At 46.6% G+C, this 21,875-nt stretch carries 19 protein-coding genes and 1 pseudogene; 8 read left to right on the plus strand and 12 right to left on the minus strand.

Features of this window, described 5'->3' with window-relative positions:
* Positions 1-218: 218 nt before the first annotated feature.
* A pseudogene (locus tag QUA99_RS25610) lies at positions 219-506 on the plus strand (Tse2 family ADP-ribosyltransferase toxin); the annotation flags it as partial.
* Between the two features lie 30 nt (positions 507-536).
* Entirely contained in the window at positions 537-905 is a 369-nt protein-coding gene (locus tag QUA99_RS25615) for a hypothetical protein (protein ID WP_333241870.1), read from the plus strand.
* Positions 906-1,242: 337 nt separating this feature from the next.
* On the opposite strand, the gene QUA99_RS25620 is transcribed toward QUA99_RS25615, so the two are convergent.
* On the minus strand, positions 1,243-2,139 hold the full coding sequence (locus tag QUA99_RS25620; RefSeq protein WP_333241872.1) for a M48 family metalloprotease: 897 nt from the start codon (positions 2,137-2,139) through the stop codon (positions 1,243-1,245).
* A gap of 313 nt (positions 2,140-2,452) precedes the next feature.
* Between QUA99_RS25620 and vapB the strand changes: the two genes are divergently transcribed.
* Together vapB and QUA99_RS25630 are read left to right on the plus strand one after the other, a co-directional pair.
* Positions 2,453-2,674, plus strand: coding sequence for a type II toxin-antitoxin system VapB family antitoxin (vapB, locus tag QUA99_RS25625; RefSeq protein ID WP_333241875.1), 222 nt, complete (start codon positions 2,453-2,455; stop codon positions 2,672-2,674).
* A gap of 1 nt (position 2,675) precedes the next feature.
* A complete protein-coding gene (locus QUA99_RS25630) occupies positions 2,676-3,059 on the plus strand; it encodes a type II toxin-antitoxin system VapC family toxin (protein ID WP_333241877.1) in 384 nt (127 codons plus the stop codon).
* 107 nt (positions 3,060-3,166) lie between these two features.
* Here the strand turns inward: QUA99_RS25630 and QUA99_RS25635 are convergent, their stop codons facing one another.
* The 5 genes from QUA99_RS25635 to QUA99_RS25655 all read right to left on the minus strand — a co-directional run bounded on the left by QUA99_RS25635 (position 3,167) and on the right by QUA99_RS25655 (position 10,106).
* Positions 3,167-4,759, minus strand: coding sequence for a B12-binding domain-containing radical SAM protein (locus tag QUA99_RS25635; RefSeq protein WP_333241879.1), 1,593 nt, complete (start codon positions 4,757-4,759; stop codon positions 3,167-3,169).
* 460 nt (positions 4,760-5,219) lie between these two features.
* Positions 5,220-6,185 carry an NAD(P)-dependent oxidoreductase gene (locus QUA99_RS25640; protein WP_333241881.1) on the minus strand — a complete coding sequence of 322 codons (966 nt, stop codon included), beginning with the start codon at positions 6,183-6,185 and terminating at the stop codon, positions 5,220-5,222.
* 338 nt (positions 6,186-6,523) lie between these two features.
* Entirely contained in the window at positions 6,524-7,588 is a 1,065-nt protein-coding gene (gene hemE / locus QUA99_RS25645; RefSeq protein ID WP_333241883.1) for a uroporphyrinogen decarboxylase, read from the minus strand.
* 499 nt (positions 7,589-8,087) lie between these two features.
* Entirely contained in the window at positions 8,088-8,603 is a 516-nt protein-coding gene (locus QUA99_RS25650) for an IS630 family transposase (RefSeq protein WP_333241885.1), read from the minus strand.
* A 942-nt stretch (positions 8,604-9,545) separates the two neighbouring features.
* A complete protein-coding gene (locus tag QUA99_RS25655; protein ID WP_333241887.1) occupies positions 9,546-10,106 on the minus strand; it encodes an EF-hand domain-containing protein in 561 nt (186 codons plus the stop codon).
* A 244-nt stretch (positions 10,107-10,350) separates the two neighbouring features.
* On the opposite strand from QUA99_RS25655, the gene QUA99_RS33255 reads away from it, so the two are divergent.
* The 3 genes from QUA99_RS33255 to QUA99_RS25660 all read left to right on the plus strand — a co-directional run bounded on the left by QUA99_RS33255 (position 10,351) and on the right by QUA99_RS25660 (position 11,045).
* A complete protein-coding gene (locus tag QUA99_RS33255) occupies positions 10,351-10,575 on the plus strand; it encodes a hypothetical protein (protein WP_445251040.1) in 225 nt (74 codons plus the stop codon).
* Positions 10,545-10,712: a winged helix-turn-helix domain-containing protein gene (locus QUA99_RS33260; RefSeq protein WP_445251039.1), complete on the plus strand. Its 168-nt coding sequence runs from the start codon at positions 10,545-10,547 to the stop codon at positions 10,710-10,712. The genes QUA99_RS33255 and QUA99_RS33260 overlap by 31 nt, the downstream gene beginning before the upstream one ends.
* A 138-nt stretch (positions 10,713-10,850) precedes the next feature.
* On the plus strand, positions 10,851-11,045 hold the full coding sequence (locus QUA99_RS25660) for a hypothetical protein (protein ID WP_333241889.1): 195 nt from the start codon (positions 10,851-10,853) through the stop codon (positions 11,043-11,045).
* 706 nt (positions 11,046-11,751) lie between these two features.
* Here QUA99_RS25660 and QUA99_RS25665 read toward each other — a convergent pair.
* The 5 genes from QUA99_RS25665 to QUA99_RS25685 all read right to left on the minus strand — a co-directional run bounded on the left by QUA99_RS25665 (position 11,752) and on the right by QUA99_RS25685 (position 17,238).
* Complete coding sequence (locus QUA99_RS25665; protein ID WP_333241891.1) at positions 11,752-12,534, minus strand: hypothetical protein; 783 nt, start codon at positions 12,532-12,534, stop codon at positions 11,752-11,754.
* A 165-nt stretch (positions 12,535-12,699) separates the two neighbouring features.
* Positions 12,700-13,629 (minus strand): LD-carboxypeptidase, encoded by a 930-nt coding sequence (locus QUA99_RS25670; protein ID WP_333241893.1) that lies wholly within the window; start codon positions 13,627-13,629, stop codon positions 12,700-12,702.
* 320 nt (positions 13,630-13,949) lie between these two features.
* A complete protein-coding gene (map, locus tag QUA99_RS25675; protein ID WP_333241895.1) occupies positions 13,950-14,711 on the minus strand; it encodes a type I methionyl aminopeptidase in 762 nt (253 codons plus the stop codon).
* 43 nt (positions 14,712-14,754) lie between these two features.
* Complete coding sequence (locus tag QUA99_RS25680) at positions 14,755-15,831, minus strand: glycosyltransferase family 4 protein (protein ID WP_333241897.1); 1,077 nt, start codon at positions 15,829-15,831, stop codon at positions 14,755-14,757.
* Positions 15,832-16,038: 207 nt separating this feature from the next.
* Positions 16,039-17,238: a HEAT repeat domain-containing protein gene (locus tag QUA99_RS25685; protein WP_333241899.1), complete on the minus strand. Its 1,200-nt coding sequence runs from the start codon at positions 17,236-17,238 to the stop codon at positions 16,039-16,041.
* Between the two features lie 944 nt (positions 17,239-18,182).
* On the opposite strand from QUA99_RS25685, the gene QUA99_RS25690 reads away from it, so the two are divergent.
* Entirely contained in the window at positions 18,183-19,913 is a 1,731-nt protein-coding gene (locus tag QUA99_RS25690) for a CapA family protein (protein ID WP_333241901.1), read from the plus strand.
* Positions 19,914-20,090: 177 nt separating this feature from the next.
* Here QUA99_RS25690 and QUA99_RS25695 read toward each other — a convergent pair whose 3' ends face one another.
* Positions 20,091-21,845 carry a Rieske (2Fe-2S) protein gene (locus tag QUA99_RS25695; RefSeq protein WP_333241903.1) on the minus strand — a complete coding sequence of 585 codons (1,755 nt, stop codon included), beginning with the start codon at positions 21,843-21,845 and terminating at the stop codon, positions 20,091-20,093.
* Positions 21,846-21,875: the final 30 nt, after the last annotated feature.

Below are 21,875 nucleotides of genomic sequence, written 5' to 3' on the forward strand. Positions count from 1 at the left end.
AATTTTAAACGAAATAACAGTATTCTTGTTCCCCCCGCAATGCAGCGGGGGGGCTAGGGGGGTCGAAGAGTGTTGCATGATTTTAGAGAAATGGTATAATTTCTCACTTTGTATTCAAGGAGAAAAAGCGTTTATTTGATTATGTCGATCCAGAGATTGAACTGATATTTATCGAATTGCCAAAATTCAATAAACAACTGGATGATTTAGAAACTTTGACTGACAGCAAGTCTTCAGAGGAGTCTGTCACTGTAGCCATTAGAAACACAAAAGGAATGTCTGTATCCCTCTCTATCGAATGCTTACCACCATTCCGCAAACACCCAAAATTTGGCGGAACAGGAAAAGATCCTCTTTGGCAGATTGACGACAGCAAAATCCTCGGAGATATTGAAGCTGTGCAAGATAGTCCAACTCATGTCAGTATTTTGCCAAGCGCTACAATGCTTTTAGAGAAATATGAAGCAGCGCTGGCCCAGACACAGAACGAATGGGAGAAAGTTTGATAGTTTAATTTAGTCAACGGGAGAACAGCAATGGCATGGGTGTTTAGCTTATCGGCTGAATGTGGCACAAAGCAATCTGAAGCACAGCAATTTGCTCAATATTTCAATGAAATTTCCTGGGTGATTTCAAACGGTAGACATTCCCAATGTCGGGCAGCAAATTTTCAGGACATAGAAGAAAATTGGTGGTGTCGAGTTTGTCCAAGTGGCATCAGTGAGATTGAAATTGACACTCCAGAAAGTGCTTATTTAATGACTGAAATAGGTATATTTCTGTATCATAGTTTGCGGTTTGCTCCACCGTTTCGATATGCTTTAGTTGGTATGGAAGTAGATGAGTTTAGAACCTACAGCGAATTGATTGAAGAGCCTGCCTTGGTTTTTCCGGGATTGGTTTGAGCTGAAGCTGTTTGGCAAGCAACGGGAGCATCTTCGGTTTTTCGATCGTTCAGTCTCGGATATGTTTGGAAGCCCTATGAAGGTGAAGTTTATAGACCACTAATCGCATCACCGGACTTAAAGAACAAGCTTGATGAATTGCTGAGCGTGGGGTAAATCCTTTCAATGGAGGCATCACCCCTGACAGTAAATACCAAGCTGTGCGATGTTTGCAGAAATAGCGATCGCCCCTACCTATCTAATTAGTCGCTCCATACAGCGATAGTTACAAATATACAGAAACCCAGTTGCTACAAAACACCGGGTTTCTCCATATTGTTGCTGCATTTTCGACCGATCAAACTCCGTTTATGTAGGCCATAACTGGAGTACCTTGCTGCTGCTGCGCGATTTCCAAAAGGCGCTGAATGCGCTCCTCTGTCGGCGGGTGAGTGCGGAAAAGTGACTGCAAACCTTTAGTCGAAAAAGGATTCACAATCAGCAGCGGTGACATCGCAGGATTGCCGTGCATGGGAATTTCATGACCCATTTTCTCCAATTTTTGCAGCGCGTTTGCTAGACCGATCGGGTTATTGGTAATTTCCACCGCACCGCTGTCGGCTGCAAATTCCCTGGTCCGAGAAATCGCCAATTGAATTACGGTTGCTGATAGTGGCGCTAAAATGATTAAAAACAGCAAACCAAATGGATTGGCGCCTTGTCTGCTATCCCGCGTTACGGGGCCGTAAAGCGCTCCAAAAGTCAGAATTCGCCCGACAAATGTAATCGCGCCGGCAATTGTCCCTGCCACTGCTTGAGTGAGGGTATCGCGGTTGCGGATGTGCGTGAGTTCGTGGGCTAAAACGCCTTCCAATTCGTCGCGGGAAAGCAGCTTGATGATGCCTTCAGTAACTGCTATTGTCGCGTGTTCCGGGTCTCTTCCTGTGGCGAATGCGTTGGGAGATTGAGTGGGAACTAGAAATATTTTCGGTACGGGAATTTGGGCTTTTTCGCTCAGCGATGCTACCATATCGTAGATTTCTGGTGCTTCGGTGCGGGCGATCGGCTGAGCGCGGTAAGCCATTAACGCGGCCGTGTCGGAATAGTACCAAGAGCTAAAACTTGAGAAGGCGGCTAGCGCTAAACCGATGTAAAGTCCTTGCTCGTTGCCGATTAAATAATAACTTCCTAAAACTAGAAGACCGCTTAGGAGTCCTAAAAGAGCTGCTGTCCTGAGTTGATTGGTTCCTAACATGGCGGGTTGAGGGCGATCGAGATTTTTTTTATTTTTGAGCTTGTTATTAGATTTTCATATTTGGGGCGATCGCGCCTCTATCTGCCGAAATAGCTGCTGCCGCCAATAGTAGTATTCCACCTTTTCAGTGAGAAACTGGGAATGCCTCGGAAGGCTCTCTCGCCTGCTCTCAAGAGGCGGTAGAGGCGCAGGATATGACATTTCCCGGCTCTCCTTGAAAACGAGATTAAACGAGATAACCATTCTCAATACCTTTTGAATGCAATTATGGTATAATTAGTTAATATGAGATAGTAAAAATTCCACAGAGATCATGACTCTCGATCTAGAGATTTTTCAAACAGTCGTTAAGATGCCAGAATTTCTTAAACAAGAGATATTGCATTATGCACAATATCTACTTGAGAAACACGCAAAAACTGAATCATCTCAAGAACAACTTGAACAACCTCATGGTTATGGTAGTTGGGCAGCTCAGATCGTTATGTCTGATGATTTCGATGAACCGCTGGAAGATTTAAAGGAATATATGTAACATGGAATCCCTTTTAGATACTCATGCCTTTCTGTGGTATTTGCTGGGCGATTCCAATCTAAGTAGTAAAGCAAAAGAAGCTATCGATACTAAAACAGGTTTGTACTTTAGTATTGCCAGCCTTTGGGAAATCTCTATTAAAATCAATGTCGGTAAGCTTCAACTGAATCGGCCATTTGAAGACCTGCCGAAGGAATTGCAATACATTAACGCTCAAATTTTACCCATTACATTTGAAGACACTGAGATTTACGCAGGTCTTCCTCTCCATCATCGAGATCCCTTCGATCGCATTCTGGTAGCACAGACGATGAATCATTCGCTGGTTTTGATTAGTCGCGATGAGGCTTTTGATGCTTATCCAATTCAGCGAGTTTGGTCATGAAGAAGGCAAAAATTTTATAAGGAACTCCACCTAACAAAAGAGAATAGCCAGATACCTGACTTGTTTAAGAAGTAAGGTATCTGGCTATTCGGCTGAATTCTCCAACCCTAAACCGCTTGCACTTGCTTTTCCTCAACAGAAACAGGTTCTTGATATACTGTTTGAGACTCATTCGCCAAAAAGTCAGCCAATTGAGCTTCGATTTCATCCCGCACAATCTGGCGGTATTCCAGGAAATGCTCGTTGTGAGCACACACTGTTAAATAATGATCCCAAACCGCAGGATTCCGCTTGAGAATGCTGAACAAATGATGCCAAAACTTCCAGCGAGTTTTGCGCTTGACTCCTTGTCGCCAAACCACAGTTAACAGTGCTCGCAAATCGATCCAACTGGGAACTCTCGCAGGTATCTTTGCTGTAGGTGCACCCAACATTAAGAAATGGCGATAAGTCCGGTCTAAATATTTCTCAGCATCGTACACTTCGCAGAATGCCTCGACATATTCGCGGGCAATATCTTCGAGAGGCCGCGTGGGGATAAAGTTCATCAAAGTAGTCTGGTTGAGGTTGCCAGATTTGTCGCGCAACCGCCCTTCTTTTGCTAGTCTGTGGGACAATGCCGTGTGTGGCAAAGCTTGCAGCATTCCAAAGGTTGTGCTCGGAATGGCTGCTGCTTCGGCAAACTGGACAATCCGCTGACCCGCACCGGGTTTTTCGCCGTCAAATCCGATGATAAATCCGGCCATTACTCGCAAACCGGATTTGGCAATTAACTCTACGGATTCGATCAGGGAATTGCGGGTATTTTGGAATTTTTTGGTCATTTGCAAGCTTTCTTCATCGGGAGTTTCAATCCCTAGAAACACTGCATTGAAATTGCAAGCAACCATCATATCCATCAATTCTTGGTCTTGGGCTAAATCGATGGATGCTTCGGTGTTGAAAGTAAACGGGAATTTGTGTTCTTCTTGCCAGACTTTTAAGTCTTTTAGCAAGAGTTTGACGCTGCGTTTGTTGCCGATAAAGTTGTCGTCTACCATGAACACGCCGCGCCGCCAGCCCAAGTTGTAGAGATAGTCTAATTCTGCTATCAATTGTTGGGGGTTTTTGGTGCGAGGTTTGCGGCCGTAGAGGACGATGATGTCGCAGAATTCGCACTGGAAAGGACAGCCTCGGGAAAATTGAATCGACATCGAATCGTAGGCATCTAGTTCCAGCAAATCGAAGCGGGGAACGGGGGTTGTGGTAACATCTGGTTTTACGCCGTCCGATCGATAAATTCCGCTTTTTTCGCCCCGTTGTATTGCTTCGACGAACATCGGCAAGGTGATTTCGCCTTCGTCGAGAATCAGGTAATCTATGCCCGCTGCTTGAGGTTCTTCGGGTACGGAGGTGGGGTAGGGGCCGCCGCAAGCTACGGATTTACCGCGCCGTTTTGCTTCGCGAATGATGTCTAGCAAATCTTCTTTTTGGACAATCATGGCGGAGAGAATAACGAGCTCTGCCCATTCCCATTCTGCTTCGGTGATTTGTCTGATGTTGCGATCGACTAACTTAAATTCCCATTCTTGGGGTAAAATAGCTGCTACCGTTACCAAACCCAGCGGTGGTAGCAGCACTTTACGATCGACTAATTCTAGGATTTTCTCGTAAGACCAAAATGTTTTCGGAAACAGGGGGTAAACTAGGAGAACTCGCATTATATGTTAAACCTCACATCAGTAAACAACTTGCGATCGGGCTGGCGTGTTTGAGAGTTCGATCGACTCTCAAGACTTCATGTTAAGGCTAAAATTACGATCTTGCACTCGATCGAATATCTGGCGAGGGGTGACACCCCCTAAGACCAACAAATTGAGCGCAATTTTTAGCTTGCAGTTCCCTGTTAAAGTTTGCAAATGCTGATATCTTATCGTATTTGACGCTTAATTGACGATAATCGCATTTAAAAAGCATGGGACTAAGGCAAAAAAGAACTTGAAAAACTTACATTATTCGTAAGATGCGCCTCGGCGCACCCTAGATATATCTCGTAAGGTAAACATTCCCTCTTCCCTCTTCCTTCTTCCCTCTTCCTTCTTCCCTCTTCCTTCTTCCCTCTTCCTTCTTCCCTCTTCCCTCTTCCTTCTTCCCTCTTCCTTCTTCCTTCTTCCTTCTCGCCTACTTTGAATCTTTGCCGGGAATCCCGCTAGTTCTTAACATATCGGCCACTGTGCCGCAGTAACTCGGCATTCCTATGCTTTCGGGATTCACAAGATTTTGATAGGTAAAATGGCGGTAGCTAATGCAAAATCTATCCCAAGCAGCCACCTGAATTCGGAACAGCCAAATAAAGAAATCGGCCAGCCAAGGTGACAGAGTAATCCGAAAAAATATGTTTTTATTCAAATACTGGCAAGCTTGTTCTACCACTTCGTTAGCTGTAATCGCTGAATTTCCTAGCACAAAATGTCGCGGTTCCTCGGAAGCCGGCGGATGTTCAACTAAATAATTAACTACTTTGGCAATATCTGCGCCGTGGATGAAGTGAAAACTGCCATCTGCCTTAAACCAGCGAATCAAACCAATCCATTTTGCGACAAGTGGCAGGCCAGATGACAAGTGAGAGACTGGTTTTTCAGCGTCTCCTCCCAATACTAATGTCGGGTAAAGTGCCGTAATCGGAGGCACATTTGTCAAGGCTGATAAATGCACCATGCAGTTGTATTTTGAGCTAATATAATCTGTCCCCAGTTCCCCGGCTTCTTTTAGCAAATTGTTGTCTCGACCGAGAATGCTGGCAGTTGAAAAATAAATTACTTGTTGGCAAGTCTGTGGCGAAAGTAGTTGAATTAGGCGGAGAGTTTTGGTTACGTTAACATCAAAAACTTCTTGAGTTCCTCCCCAAGCAGTAGCGGCTACAATTGCTACATTTATTGTTTGGAGAAGTTCGGCAAATTGCTCGATATCTCGCATATCGCCTTGTAATATATGGATGCCTGGGCGGGCTTTCCAATCAAATTTTAATTTTTCGGGGTTGCGAACTAAGAGGTAAAGTTCGTGGTTTGTTTCTTGAATCAAAGTTTCGGCCATGTAGTGACCGATACAGCCACTTGCACCCGTTATGAAAATTTTTTTGGCGTTCATTTTGCAGAAGGGGAAGGGGGGGGACGGCAAGGGGGAGAATTGGGCTGTTTCATTCTCCTGCAATCCGCCAGGGGTTGAAACCCCTGGCTAATAGCAAAAGTCGGTTGAAACCGACTGAAGAGCACCATTGTTAATAAAGGGCTTTTTTGTGGGTGGGGGCGGGTTTATTTAACCTGTCTGCACTCCTTAAAACTCTTGGTGAACCCGCCCCTACGGGATGCTTTATTCGCAAGGGTGATCTTTAGTGAGTTAAAACCGACGGAAATATTAATCTTTAGTCCTCTTAAGAGGACTTTAGCTATGAGACAGGGGTTGAAACCCCTGTCGGATTGTCGGACTCAAGCAGCAACTGCAAGCAATTTGTCGGCTTGTTTTGCCGTTTCAAAGAAGAAACGCACGTTATCTTCCGGAGTTCCCGGTAATACGCCGTGTCCCAAATTGAGGATGTGTCCGCGATGACCGGCTTTGCGAATTGTATCAAGAATTCGATCGCGAATAAACGGTTGAGAGCCAAACAACACGCCCGGATCGAGATTTCCCTGAACGTTCATGTTGGGGCCCAAACGCTTGCGCGCGTCGGCCATATCAACCGTCCAATCGACGCTGATGATATCAGCGCCGGATGTTGTCATGCGTTCGAGGAGGCCGGCGCTACCGGTGACTAACAGAATTAACGGTGTGTCGGGATGGGTTTTTTTGACTTGCTCGAACACCTGTTTCTGGTAAGGTAAAGCGAAGGTGTCGTAGTCTTGCGGGGACAGTTGGCCGGCCCAAGAGTCGAACATTTGCACTACTTGCGCGCCGCAGTCGATTTGATAGCGCACGTAAACGGCGATCGCATCGGCGAATTTTGAGAGCAACTGATGCAGTAAAGTTGGATCGGAAAATGCCATGTTTTTGATAACGGCATAATCCTTAGAACCTTTGCCCTCAACCGCATAGGCCGCCAGCGTCCAGGGCGCGCCCACAAAACCGAGCACGGTGGATTTGTTGCCGACTTCTTCGCGCAGGGATTTCAGGATTGTTTTGATAAACGGCAAGCTTTCTTCCGGGTTCAGCGGTTGCAGGTTGTCGATTTGCTGCTGAGTGCGAATCGGTGAGTGGATAATCGGGCCTTTACCTTCGGCAATGTCCATGTCAATGCCCAAACCGGGCATGGGTGTGACAATATCGGAAAACAGAATTACGCCGTCGGGTTGAAACGCGCGCCACGGCTGAAGGGAAACTTCGATCGCCACTTCGGGAATTTCGGAACGTTCGCGAAACGAGGGATACTTTTCTCGCAAATCTCGATAAGCCTTCATGTAGCGGCCGGCTTGGCGCATCATCCATACGGGGGGGCGGTCTAGGGTTTCGCCGCGGGCTGCCCGCAACAACAAGGGAACTTCATTTAATGCCGACATTTTAACTTTTCTCTACCTTAGATATTTCAATGCCTTTGGTAGCTTACCACTGTGCGATCGTCCTTTTCGATCGAAAATTCGGCGATCGGGCCGCATCAGCTATTGTCTGTGATTGCGAGGCCCGTTAGCGTAGCGATCCGAAGGAAAGCAATTGCGGGATCTGTTTTGTAGGGTTTCTATTTTCTGGGCTGATGAACTAATTGGTAGACCTTGATTTGCGATCGAACTGTGGTAGTTTGCGAGGGCCTTGAAAAATCGCTGAAACGACGGTATTTCGTCGCTCCCCTCGCAGCATTGCTGGGCAAGGGTTTCAGCGATTTTTTCTGCGGGGTTGAAGGAGTTTTGACGGATATTTTGGGAGGCCCTCGCAAATGGCCTCTGGACATCTTGCCCTGTATATGGTGTATGATGGAGTGATCCCCACTCGCTGGGGAAACTAATTGAATGGAAACATTATCTACTTATACCAATTTAATATGAAGCTGCATAGAATAGGGCTTCAAGAATAAAATTGTAAGATGACAACGAACAGATTTGCGAGCGGAGTGATTTTTTCAAGAACTTGTTGCAAGCGCTCTCGTAGTTGCCCAAGAGTTGTAAAAACCTCTCCAACAAGTTGCTGTTTGATATATTCCCAAACCCGTTCAATTGGATTAAGTTCTGGACTATGTGAGGGCTGACAGACTGGAATTAAATTTTCTGGCCAATCGAGTTCATTAGTGATATGAGCACCCGCTTGATCCATTTGAATTAGAGCAATATCTTCACCCAATTGTAGAGAAAGAGCGTCAATAAATTGCTGAAAATCTTCTCCATTAAGATGGGCATATTCTTGGCAAAAATGCCAGCCACTCAATGGTTCGACTACCCCATACAACCAAAAATTTTCACGCTTCCACAGTATGGGAGCAACTGGTTTTACCCCCCGGGCTGTAATTACTTTTCCCGTCAACGTTTTCAGTCCCAAACGGGTAACATCAAGACACAAATATCGTAGCCGTTTACCCAAACCCAAAAAATTTTTGAAACGTCAAGACTGCTGGGACGATGTTTTTTTAAAAAGTTCCACTGCTTTTATGTCCTGTAAAGCACTTTGCGGACGTGGCACTTTCAGTGAGAGCTTTGAGGCGATAATGCACCCAAGCATAAACTGTTGCATAAGTCAGTTCTAGATTATACTCTTTTTTGAGGCATTCAACAATTTCTCCGTAGCTTTTGAAGGCGGCTCCTTTTTCGCTTCCGTTCTTTGAACCCTGCTAATGCAAAGAGAGTCAAGTGTGGTAATTGTCCGGGGGCTTTTTTCACCAACAATAATTCCGATAATCCACCCCGCCGATACTTTTGTAACCACGCCCGTTATCGTAGATTTGTCTCTACCCAAACGATGCGCTAATTCTTGATGCTCCTGTACTTGCCCTGTTTTTAACCACCATAATACTTGTATTCGTTCTCTTTGGCTGGCAGTACGAGTATTTTTTAGTTGTTTTTCTAAAAACTCTGCACTTTCTTCAATTGTGATTTTTAAACTACGACTGATAAACGCACCATAAAAGCTATCTCTCTATTATATGCAACTTCACATAAAATTGGTATTACAGGTTTAAGACTTATTGCTGGTAGGTTTGATTTGTTGCAGCGTAGGCAAGCTTGCAGCGTAGGTTAGGCGGGCATAGGGGTAAATTCACGCCTACTGTGAATTTGCACATTTGAGAGAGGTTGGGTGCTATTAACTCGTGCATCCCGGCAGAAGTAACTGACCACCCCTTGGGGTGGTAAAAAAAGAGGTAAGACGCGCTCGTGCCGAGTCGATGTGTATGTTCATTATCTACGTCTACTCAAGCCCCCAGCTTGAGCCGTGGGTAATTACGAATTAAGAATTGGAGCGAAGCGACTTGACAATCATATTGGCGCTTTTGGCGTTACTTCTGCCGCTGTGTACCAGTCTATCTTGTACCGATTAGGAATCAAGCGGACCTAGCAACAAGCTTCCAATCGATTGCGGGTCTTCGTTGAAGTAGTATTCGCGGATAGCCTCCACCATTTCATCGGTGGTGATATAGCCGCTGCCATCCTTATCGATCAGGCGGAAAGCCACACGTGTATCGGCCTTTGGCACGTTGATCAACGTATGCATCCAAAGTTCATATTCCTCTAAACTTTGACGACTATCGCCATCGACATCGACGATGTCCATGACCGCCTCGCAAAACGGACGATAGCCTTGCTCAAAGTTTTCAGGGGTTACAAGCATACTGTTGGCAAATGCATTCTTGTATTCGGCTTCGCTGATACGACCATCTGCATTGGCATCGGCAGTTGTGACAAGACGCTGCCAAAGTTGCATGGTGAGGTCATATAACCGCTGTCGCGCTGCGGAATCAGGTCCATGACCAAATGCCTCGCACATCCTGGCAACAGCCTGCTCGAAATCTGTTTTCTCAACGTAGCCATTGCCATCAAAGTCGTATCCTTTAAAACGTCGAGCGAGCTTTTTATTGAGAAATGGTGAAATGTTCATAAGAGATATTTTCCTTGTCGAGTTAAATGAATTAATGATTGATACCAATTTTACATGAAGTTGCATAGAATAAAGATAATGTTGATAGGTGATGAGTTATGGCACGTCAACTGATTGTGGCGATCGCAGAAAGTGCAGAAAGTTTGGAGCAACAACTAAAACACAGTCGTACCTAAGCGTCAGAAAGAACGGTTGCAAATGTTGTGGTGGCTAAAAACTGGACAAATCACGAGCGCATCAAACCCTGGCCAAACGTCTGGGACGCGATGGTTCAACGGTAACTAGGTGGCTGCAAAAGTATCGTCAGGGAGGATTGTCCGAATTGTTTGCCCTCAAGAGCGCAAGAGTGAAAATCGCCTCACTTGAGCTTAGAGGCGATCGCCGGATTACAAAAAAGACTGGAACAGCCACGCCTGTTTCAAAAGTTACGGAAAAATCGTGGAGTGGCTCAATGAGACTTATCAACTGAACCTAACATACCCCACAGTCTATCATTGGGTACACTACCGGCTTAAAGCTAAATTAAAAGTGCCGCGCCCCAAAAGCGCGAAGCAAGAACCCAATGCCGATCGGCGTTTTAAAAAAACATCGAAAGAGCCCTGTTGACCTATCAACGCTTATTGGGAAAGGGACAACGGTTGCGTTACTTGTGTCAAGACGAGACTCGCTTAGGACTCAAAACCTTCAAGGGGAAAGTAATTATGGCGTTTGGGGTAAAACTGATCGCACAGGTACTCTGGAAACGTGACAATTTTTGGCTCTGGGCGTGTGGTCGAACCTTTGAGCGGCTGGCATTTTTGTCAAGAATACGATCGCCTCAATACTCAAAGATTTCAGGAGTTTATTGATGCCCTCTCACATCAACTGGGAGATGACATCGCACTAATTCAAGTTGACCAGGCGGGGGTTCATGTAACCAGCGCACGCTCGGTGGCCTGACAATTTGATTCCCGGCAAGTCAACCAGCTCATAGCCCGGAGCAAGGGTCCCATTGAAAGGGTTTGGCAATTTATCAAACAACAATTCAAGGGAGAAGTGTTTCTGACACTTGGGGAATTGCGCGAACGACTGGCAGGAGGTTCTGCAACAAATCACACCTGAATAAATCAGTTCGCTATCTTCTTACACTTTCATTCTGGAAGCTTTATTCTATGCAGCTTCATATTAAATTGGTATTACAGTGATGGCTGTTGGGGAACCACCTACACTTAACCAACCCATGAGACTTCCTTTCGATGAAGGAGGGGAAGTGTTCATTTCCTACTACATTTAAATTGATATTCAGGCGTACCTTTAACCAGTACGCAAGGTACAAGCCAAGGATTATACCTACAAACAAACCTAAGCACTTGACTACCATATCATCTCCTTGTTCACCAGGATAGTGCTAACAGGATTGATGCCTCTGGACACGATCCAGAGGCACCGCGAACATACTCTCCACTCGCTGAGGAAACTAATTGAATGGACACTAGCGAGGCAAAGAAACCCGATTTCTACCAAGAAACCGGGTTGATGAACCCGCGCTAGTGTCCAAAATATAGAACCGATGAAGCACAAATCCTGCGATTGCTTCGTTCCTCGCAATGACAAGAAACAGTCTTCGCAATGACAAGAAACAGTCCTCGCAATGACAAGAAACAACTTACCTCGTCACGCAGACTCCGCCTACCACTACGCGACATTGATCGCGGCCCGCATCGAATCTACTATCATTCAGCCTAGCCGAGTCTAAATTTCTAGTCCGCGAATTGTAATAATAATCTCCCGCCGGATACCTTCTATTCGGGACAGCGCAGTAAGTTGAATCTTGATTACCATCGTCAAACCTTACTCTCACCATAGAACGTCTCTCGCGACAATCAACAGACCGCAAGTCAAAATCATCTTGCAAAAGCCGTTCTCTGTCATATCGACCGTCATATCGATCGTCATCTCGCCTCGTGTACCAATCGTCCCGCGAATTGCGAGATCGTCTGTCGCCCCCATCAATTCCCGCAACTTCCAGCGTGTAGCTACCGCCTCTGGCAGCATCTTTTGCTAATACTAAAAGCTTGTAATCGCCAGTACGGGGAATTTGATAATTAAAAGAACGGTCTTGCGTAAAAGCGACTTGTTTGTTGTTACCGTAAAACAGCACCATTACGGGAGTAAAACCGCGACTGCTATCTGTATCTAAAAACACTTCAATGTTATCGCCTTCCCGAGCACTGAAAGTGTATTCTTGACCCCGCAATTCTTCCGTCGGAGATCCGGGTGTCCACATATTTCGGAAACGATAAATCGGGGAAGTACGGCGAATTACTCCGTCAATGCGATCGTTATTCCGTATCTGTTCGCCAACAGCACTAGAGGAAATGCCAGTCAGTGCCAATCCTGTAACTAGGAATGCGGCAGCAATACTGTTTAACAAGTTGTGTGCTTTCATATCAACCTCTCGAAAATTTTAAAATCTTTTTGCTTTTTTGATGCCGACATTTGCATACACAATCCATTTTAAATGTAATTTCTGCCAACCGTGTCAACCTCACCCAACCAGACTCTTTAGCGGGTGCAAAATCTCAAGCTAAAGTCACAGACGTTTATCCCCAATCTAAAGTTGCGATTTATTGCCGCAAATCAGCAATCCCGATTCGGCGTCGAGACAAGCCGTAACTCCCATAGGTAAAGCAGCGTTGACGCCCTCGTGCCCGAAGGGCAAATCCGAGACAATGGGAATATTCAAGTCCCCCAGCCGATCGCGCAAAACTTCTTCAATGCTAAAACTAGGAATACTCGGGTCAATCTCGCAGCGGCTGAAGCGCCCCAAAGCAATGCCCCGCACCCCAGCGAAAGCCCCCGCCATCCGCCACAAAGTCAGCATTCGATCGACCCTGTAAGGAGCCTCGGAAACATCCTCAAATGTGAGAATAACCCCGGTCAAATCCGGTTGATACGGGGTTCCGAGCAAATGAGAAGCCACCGTCAGATTCGCCGGAAACAGCGGCCCGGTGGCTTTTCCGCTGCCCCATCCTTTACCTTGCAAAGATTGTAAGGGACGACCTTCGATGCAGTCAAAAAGTCGATCGACAGACCAATTCGGTTCCGCAGCCAAAGTTGTCAGCATCGGCCCGTGAACGCCCCAAATCCCCAATTTCTCGTGATTCCACAGCAAAGCAGTAATGTCGGAAAAGCCGATTAACCATTTCGGCGAATGGGAATCGGGAGTTGGAAATTGGGAATTTGCCCAATCTCCCACTTTTCCTTTTTCCAAAAGTCGAGTGCTGCCGAAACCGCCTCGAACACAGAGAATACCGCGACAATCCGGGTCATTGAGGGCATCTGCTAGCTGCCGGACGCGGTTTTCGTCGGAACCTGCCAAATAGCCGCAGCGATCGTCAAAACCCGGTGTTAATTCAATTCGATAGCCGCGGGATTTCCAAATTTCTACACCCTTTTCAAAGTTGGTTGATTCTCGCAAAGTGCCACTAGGGGCAATTACTTTGAGCAAATCTCCTGGTTGCAGAAACTTTATGTCAGTCATTAGTTATTAGTTATTAATTATTAGTTATTAGTTAGAGCGTGTTTGGTTAATCGATCGTAATTCCGTAGGGGCGGGTTTCACCGACAATATCTAACGATTATCAACAATCTATATAAACCCGCCCCGCCACAACCGATAACCCACATTGAACCTGAAATTTGCATCGAATCCGAAAATGTAGGTTTATATTTATGGGTGGGTGGGGGCGGGTTTGCGATATTGTCTGTTTCAGTCAGAAATTGTCTGTAAAACCCGCCCCTCCGGGATATGGTTAATTATTGATTTAGGAGTGAGTTTTTCAGATTGTTTGTTAATGATTTCTAAGGTAAAGTTAGAATTTCCACCCCAGAATCAGTCACAGCCAGAGTGTGCTCGAATTGAGCCGAAAGCTTTCCATCTTGCGTGATCGCAGTCCAACCGTCGACCAAAATTTCCACTTCCCAAGTACCCTCATTAATCATCGGCTCGATCGTAAAAACCATGCCTTGTCTGAGTTTCTTTCCCGTGCCCCGCTTGCCGTAGTGCAGAATTTCCGGTTCGGTGTGAAAAACGCGGTGAACCCCGTGCCCGGCAAAATTTCGCACTACCGAAAAACCCTGGGCTTCAGCATATTCTTGAATTGCTGCACCGATGTCGCCGGTACGAGCACCCGGTTTAACTTCCGCAATTCCTCTTCTTAAACATTCCTCGGTTACTTCCACTAACTTTTTCGCTACCGGTGAAGGTTTTCCCACAAAAAAAGTCTTGGAAGTATCGCCGTGATAACCGTCAACTAAAGGCGTTACATCAATATTAATAATGTCGCCTTCTCTCAGAATTTGTTTAGCATTGGGGATGCCGTGACAGACAACTTCATTGACGCTTGCACACAGAGATTTTGGAAATCCTTTATAACCTAGGGGAGCGCTTTTTGCTCCGTGTGCCAAAGTCCAGCGTTCGGCTTCATCGTTAATTTCCAGAGTGCTGACACCAGGTTTTACCATTGGTTCTAGGTGTAGGAGAAGTTCGGCAGCTAAACGGCCTGCTTGGCGCATTTTTTCTATTTCTCTACTGGATAAAAGCACTAAACGTTCGGTTGCCATAGTTTTTTCTGTTTTCTTTTTTTGTGGTCGATTAAGAGTTTATTTAACTCAATTTTAGAATAGATTTGAACCAGCGTTCAAAACGATCGCCCAAAGCTCCCAAAGAGTATTCTACCTCTGCTTGTCGCCGGCAAGCGCTGCGGTCAATTTGGTCTAAGCGGGCGATCGCACCTACCAAGCCATTTACACTGTCAGGCTCCACTAAAAAGCCCGTCAGTCCGTCTCGAACAATTTCGGCCGGCCCCCCGCGCTCGTAAGCAATCACAGGTACACCGCACGCTAAAGCCTCGATCGCGACATTTCCGAAAGCTTCCACCCAACGCGGCGTCATCAACAATGCTCGGCACTGCCGGACTTGCTCTTGCATTTGGGTTGTTGTCAAAAATCCTAAATATTCTACCGGAGCATCCGGGTAATCTGCACAAATTTTTTGCCAATAATCCTCATCTTGCATTTTGCCCATAATTTTGAGGGGAATGCCTGTAATTTTCGCTGCTGCCACTGCATCTTCTAAGCCTTTTTCCGGGGCGATGCGGCCCAACCAAGCTAATTTGGGTTCCGGTTGGCTGCCAAATTCGTACAGCGATAAATCGATGCCGCTTCCCAACAACTGACATTTGCCGGCAAAGGCAAAGGTTTCGGCTTGGGAAAGGGTGTAAACTCCGATCGTACCGGGAAACTCTACTGCTATTTGTCCGGCAATGCGATCGAGCGATCCCGAAAGCGATCCCATACTGATAAAATGGGCGATCGGAGTTCTAAAAAAAGGCGTCAAATAAAACGGCAGCCAATCGTAGGCAAAGTTAACAATCACATCCCATTCATCCTGAACTTTGCGAGCGTATTCCCACATATTCGCCAGCACAGCATCGGCGGGCATCACAATAGCAGCATTGTAATCTTGTGTTTGGGCGGTTACTTGCAAATCGCCTGTTATTTCGATTACTGGAATTGATTCTAAGACTGAACCTACTGGTGCTACCACTGCTATTTTATGACCTCGGCGGTGCAATTCTTTAGCGATGTTGAGGACTGTAAGTTCGACTCCGCCGCCCAACCCCGAACCGAGTTGACCGACAGAAGTTGACAGGAACAATATTTTCAAAGAGTCAGCAGTCATTAGTGATTAGTCATTAGTCAGCAGTTACTAATTGTAACATAATCTTAATTCTCAATTCTCCCTTCTCAAATTTCAAATTTCCAATTACTTGAAAATAGCTATAGCAGTTCTCAATCTTGGTGAGGTATCCCCTATGCCCACGGAGGCCTATGCCCTATGCCCTCGATCGAGCGTGCACTCATGTTACTGAGAAAGGCTATAGATTTATCAATCCCTCCCTGAACGCGGACGGATGCGGTTCAACTGATTGATTGCCCAGCGAGCAGTTTCCTGAACTTCTGGATCGGGATCGTCCGTAGCACGGTGCAACAAGTGACTGATTTGATTCACCAATTCGTAAATTCGCGTCAAATCGCGAATCGCATTTTTACGCACTTCGGGGTTTTCATTTTGCAGCGAAATTGACCAGGCATTATTCATGGGTTTGAGCGTGCGAATGCCAATTTCCGAGAGACTTGCCAAAATTAAACTGTACTGCTTCGAGTCGGAATTCGGTAGCAAATCGAGCAACGGCTCAACTGCTCTGGAATCTCCCTGCTGGCCGAGTTCCCAAATTGCTTTGCGCCTCTTTACCGGATTTAAGTGCTGCAAATCTTCAATCAGTGCTTCAATAATATCAACTTTAGGTCTGCCATCCGTTTCGGGAAGGGAAATATCTTTCTTCCGATTCGCTAGCGAATCGGCTCGATTAGTTGTTTCGGGAATGTTGAAACCTGTGTCACTGTAGCCGTTGCTGTTAGTTTCCAAGGGCACTGTGTCGGAATTATTTCGATCGCCCTCGACTCCTGCATCATCGAATTCTGGTTCCCCCGATTCCCGGCTCGCCGGTAAAGATCGATCGCTAGTGTCGAGATTGTAGCCCTGCGGGAAATCAACAGGGTAGGGCAATGCCGGTTGTGGTTTTTGTCTCCCAAAAGAAGCGTTTTGCTGTCGTATTTTCTGCAAGTTTGTATGAGAATTGGGATTGGTGAATCGAGAGTTACTTTGGTTTTGGCGATCGGCTCTTCCCCGTCTTCGCTTAGAATGATTTGACTCGCCGCTGCTAACTAATTTGAGCATGATAAATACTGCCGCTGCCGTGACGACAACTGCTGCAAAACCCAATATTAAAAACCCCCGCTGGCGAGACAAAATGACGATTATATTAGAGATTGATTTCGGGATTTTGGAATTGGATTTTGGCGTTTTGGACGGCTGAGATTGGCTTTTATCTGGCGCTGGAGAGGGTTTTTGAGGATTGGAGTCCTGGCGATTGTCCGGGGGAGAGTTCGCCTGAGCAATGTCTTGGGAAACAGCCCGATAGGAGGCATTGAGAGCCTGTTGCCTTCCATCCGCACTTGGACTGAAGGCAGCGCCCAGACAGGCAATGCAAGTGAACAAACATAGAGTGGAGCGGTAGTGCGCCATAAGACTCAATCGGGTTTTTGAGAGGCAACGCCGCATGACGAGCTTTAGTGTAACCTTGAGTTAGCTCGATCCTAGCTGCTATGCGCCCAACTAATTCACAAATAGCACCAGACTCGCAAAAAATCCAGGTTTGAGGTGACAGCGAGGCGGATATCATAAGCACAATTGTGTCATTGACGTGCAACTTCTTTAAATAATTAGTTTGAAACGAAGTACATCGGTGGCTGCAGGTAAAGCAACCGCATCCACAAAGTTGATTGCTGCTCACCTCAGCAACCTCAGCTACGTGCCGTGCAGGCGCCGCGAGCGAAACGGCTTGGCGGGACCTCCGGGGTGCGGGCGGGCGATTGTTGCTCGCCGTCGATTTCTCACTCAGTCCTGGACGCACGATTGTTTAGAAACCGGGTTTTTTTACGAAAAGAAGGGTTGTAAACCGCAGATTCGGTAAAAACCCCGGTTTCACCGGTGGCGATGCGTCAGTCGTGTCACTGATAGCGCGGCACGATCGAGAGTTTAACAAGCTTCCGAACGGGCAAGCCGATCGTTTTTGTCTTAATGTGGGCGCGAGACTGTCAATCTGATTAATTTCAGGACTCGTGATTTTCCCTGGTACTAAGAAAGAGAGCATTGATTTGACCGATGTTAATTGCAAGGGGGGCAATTATGCCGGATAGAAGTGTTTGCGCGATCGACTAACATAACCGTTAGGAAATATTGTATTCAGCAAGCAAGCGCCAAAAATTTTACGATCTTGTAAAAGCAGGGTCGAATTTAGTTAGAAGCTATAGTGACAGCCAGTAGAGCCTTTCACGCACGCCCCTTTGCCAGGGTTCTGTTTATTTTTACCCACTTACTTAAGTTAAATCAATCGGTATTTAATCCTGTGCCGCCAAATTTGATATAAGATCGAGCTAAATTTCTAGTGTGAGAGAGTAGAGGCATTTGTGAGCCAACAAGATATTTTAAATTTAGCAAAAGAAGGCGATGCCAGGGCGATCGCATTTCTGATCGGCCAAGCACTCCAAAGCTTCGGCGTCACGGCTAAAGCCAGCCTAGAAAATGACACCCTGCACCTGCTGCTAGAAGCAGAACAATTGCCCGCAGAAGAAGCCTGTCTCCGAGTCGCAGTCAAAGGATTGCAGCGGCTGCAACCAAATAACGTTTACTCCGTAACAGTTTACGGGCGGCGGGGCGGCCAGCAATTGCCCGCTTGGACTCAGACGGTAGAATTAAAAAAACGCTTGACTCCCGCACCCGTGAGTGCACCAGTAGCCGTGAGTGCAGCAGTAGCCGCGAGTCTACCCGCTGCTCCAATTCCTGTGACTTTGCCCAAGCTAGAAAAAACTCAAAATGTCACAACTGCGCCCCCTCAAACACCAAAAAAATCTCCGCCCCAACCCCCTAAAATCTCAACTCCAAAACCTCAAAACCAAAGGCAGCAAAAGCCATCACCGCAGCCCGAGTTAGCAGGCACTAAAACTAAGAAATCTGGGCTCTCAGTCGGTGTTCTGAGTCTAATTATCGTACCGATATCCGGCTTTGTTCTGGCTTCTCAACTTTACAAATCCTCAACTACCGCTACTATTAACCCTCTCGCGTCAAAGCCTGCGGTACAAAAAGCGATCTCGACACCAGCACCAGCAGATGCAGCCAAACCCCTTCCCGCTCCCAAATCGCCCTCCCCGGCTGCCAAAAAACCTGCCACTGTGCCGGCCACTGTCAGCATCAAAGCAGTTGGCGACATGATCCCCGGCACAAATTATCCCTACAACAAACTGCCGGCAAAAAAAGAGATGTTATTAGAGTCGGTAAAACCGTACCTCAAAGGAGCTGATATTCTGTTTGGCAATTTTGAAAGCACGATGACCGATTATCCTTACAGTTCCAAAGCAGGCGGCGGACGAATGCTGTTTGCCTTTCGGACGCCTCCGAGTTATGCCAAAATTTTCAAAGATGTTGGTTTTGATATTTTGAATGTTGCCAACAATCACTCTTACGATTTTAACGAGCAAGGCTTTAATGACACGATTAAAAACATCGACAGCAATGGCATGAAGGCTGTTGGGAAAAGAGATCAAATTGTTTATCAAAATGTCAAGGGGGTGAATTTTGCCTTTATCGGTTTCAGCAACTACGGCGAGGTTCACAATTCTTTGCTGGAACTGAAAGCGGGAGCCGAAGTTGTAAAAAAAGCCAAGCAAAACGCTGATATTGTAGTGATATCAGTTCATGCTGGATCTGAAGGAACGGGAGCTATCAATGTGAGAAATAAAACTGAGTTCTTTTACGGAGAAAACCGGGGAAATATGGTTTTGTTTTCGCGGACGATGATTGATGCGGGAGCAGATTTGATTTTGGGACACGGCCCGCACGTTCCCCGAGCGATGGAACTTTATAAAGGGAAATTGATTGCTTATTCCTTGGGAAATTTTTTGGGTTATCGCACTTTGTCTACAGCAGGATCGCTCGGTAAATCTCTAATTTTGGATGTGAAAATGACTCCGCAAGGGGATTTTGTTTCTGGCAAGATTATCCCCATCCAACTTGACGGGCGAGGTGTTCCGGCTGTTGATAACAAATTTAGGACTGTGGGGTTGATTGACCGTTTGACAAAGAGCGATTTTCCCAATAGCGGTTTGAAAATTGATGACAAAGGGATAATTTCCAAGAAATGATCGGGGCAATTATTTACCGAAGAAGTGCATTATGACTCACATCTTTCAGCATTCTCCAGAACAGGCAAGATGCCTGTTCCACAAAGAATGAGTTTTCTTGTGGGGTGGGCCGGGCCGGAAAGCCCGCCCAAAAAAGGATTATTGATATTGGTGCAAGATGTGAGTTATGACCAGAAGCTATACTTCCGGTGAATCCTCAAATAAGCGATCGCCCCGGTGCAATCGATCGGCCATTTGATAAGTTTGTGCTTGCGATCGCACTGTCGGGGCATGGGCGGCTAAATACCTTGCCGCCGCCACTAATACCACAATGCGATCGCTCGAATTCTCTAATAAAGCATACTGGCGAAATGCCGCTTCTACCTGCTGAATAACGTGGAAATCCCGATTTTCCCGCAGCATCAGTTTTCCTAAAACTGCCATCAACCGTTCCGATTTGCCACCGCTATATAAGTATTTTGCAACTAATTTACCGACTTGATTCACCTGTTGCTGTCTGTCCAACAAGTCTGGCAGTTGTTTGAGCAATTCCTCTGGATTCTCAACTACATCTGTTGGTTCTGGAAGTCGCGCAGGCGGTACATTTAAGAAACGGTTAAGATATACGCCGATCGCTGCATCGAAAACTCCCCGCAGCAACTCTATTGAAGGCGATCGCCGCAATCCTTGATGCACCGCATTCGCAAAGGTAAAGGGATGGTGCGCTGAATTCCAGTCGCTATGGTCGTTATTCGTATTAAACCGGGCTACGCGGAGGGCTGCAGCATAAGTGACTGCACTTGCTAATTCTGCTTCGCTACAACCTTCTTTCAAGGCAGTCAAAAGTGCATCGACGATCGCCAATACATCATCCCCCAACAACATCGGAATTAACTGTTCTCTCCCCAACCAATTGCCCCGGTGCGATCGGCCCATTTCTAAAGCTGCCGGCAACTGCGCCATCGCTGACTCTAAAATTGCCACCACATCCACAGGATAGCGCCAAGAACTCGACTCTTCCATGCGCGCCGCATTCGCCAAACCAGCCACCAAACTCGCGAAAACAGTTTCTGCCCCTTCCCAATTCACTGCATCCAGCGCCTCTAACGCCTTGTTAATAAAGTCGAGGCTGTGACCGACATCAATGTAGCGGTGGTCAGTAGCGGCCGCAAACAGCATATCAGCAATTTGTTCTCGTTCAACAGGCGCGCGTACTCCTGTCAACAAACATCGTTCCGCCGCTTCACTATCTCTGATTTCAATAAATTGCCGGAACCAGCTTTTGAGTGTCTCTGCATCAACCTCAGCATTAGGCAAGGGGTGAACCGCAAAGTGAGGAGGTGCGCCTGCACTATCGCGGGCCACAGCCGAAAGTCCCTGATAGAGGGCGGGGGGTCGGTCTTCTGGATCTAGATAAGGCAGGATATTCATCAAGCAGGTGTGGATCGATAAGCCCGTATCCCATCCCGATTTGTTGTAGCGGGTGCCAAATTCTAATCCGATTTGGAAAGGTTCGCTGGCACTTGCCCCCCGATCTAGCAAGGCAATCACTGACTTGGCGATGACTAGAGAAATTCCTTGTTCTAAACCATCTTGAAGTCGCTGGCGCTGGTGGGCGTAAGGGTCAAGCTGCGGTGCTAAATTTACCCAAACTTCCCCGTCGCGAATTTCCGTCGGGAACGATCGCACGTCGTCGGCCCAAGAGTCAAAAGTACCGCCGCTGGCGACATCAAAGCGGGCGTAGTGCCAAGGACAGGTGACTATGCCATCTTTGCAAGTGCTGCCGTTGAGGGGAAAACCCATGTGGGGACAGCGGTTGTCGATCGCGTATACCCGATCGTTTGAGTAAAAAAGGGCGATCGTGTGTTTTTCCAAATTCACTAACAAGCTGCCCTTTGTCTCGACTTCTGCAAGTTTCGCGGCGCGAACGTAATAGCCTGAAGTCTCAGCCATAAGTTTTTAAACTAATTTATATATAAACTA

This window comes from Microcoleus sp. F10-B2 (assembly GCF_036704965.1).
Taxonomy (GTDB): domain Bacteria; phylum Cyanobacteriota; class Cyanobacteriia; order Cyanobacteriales; family Microcoleaceae; genus Microcoleus.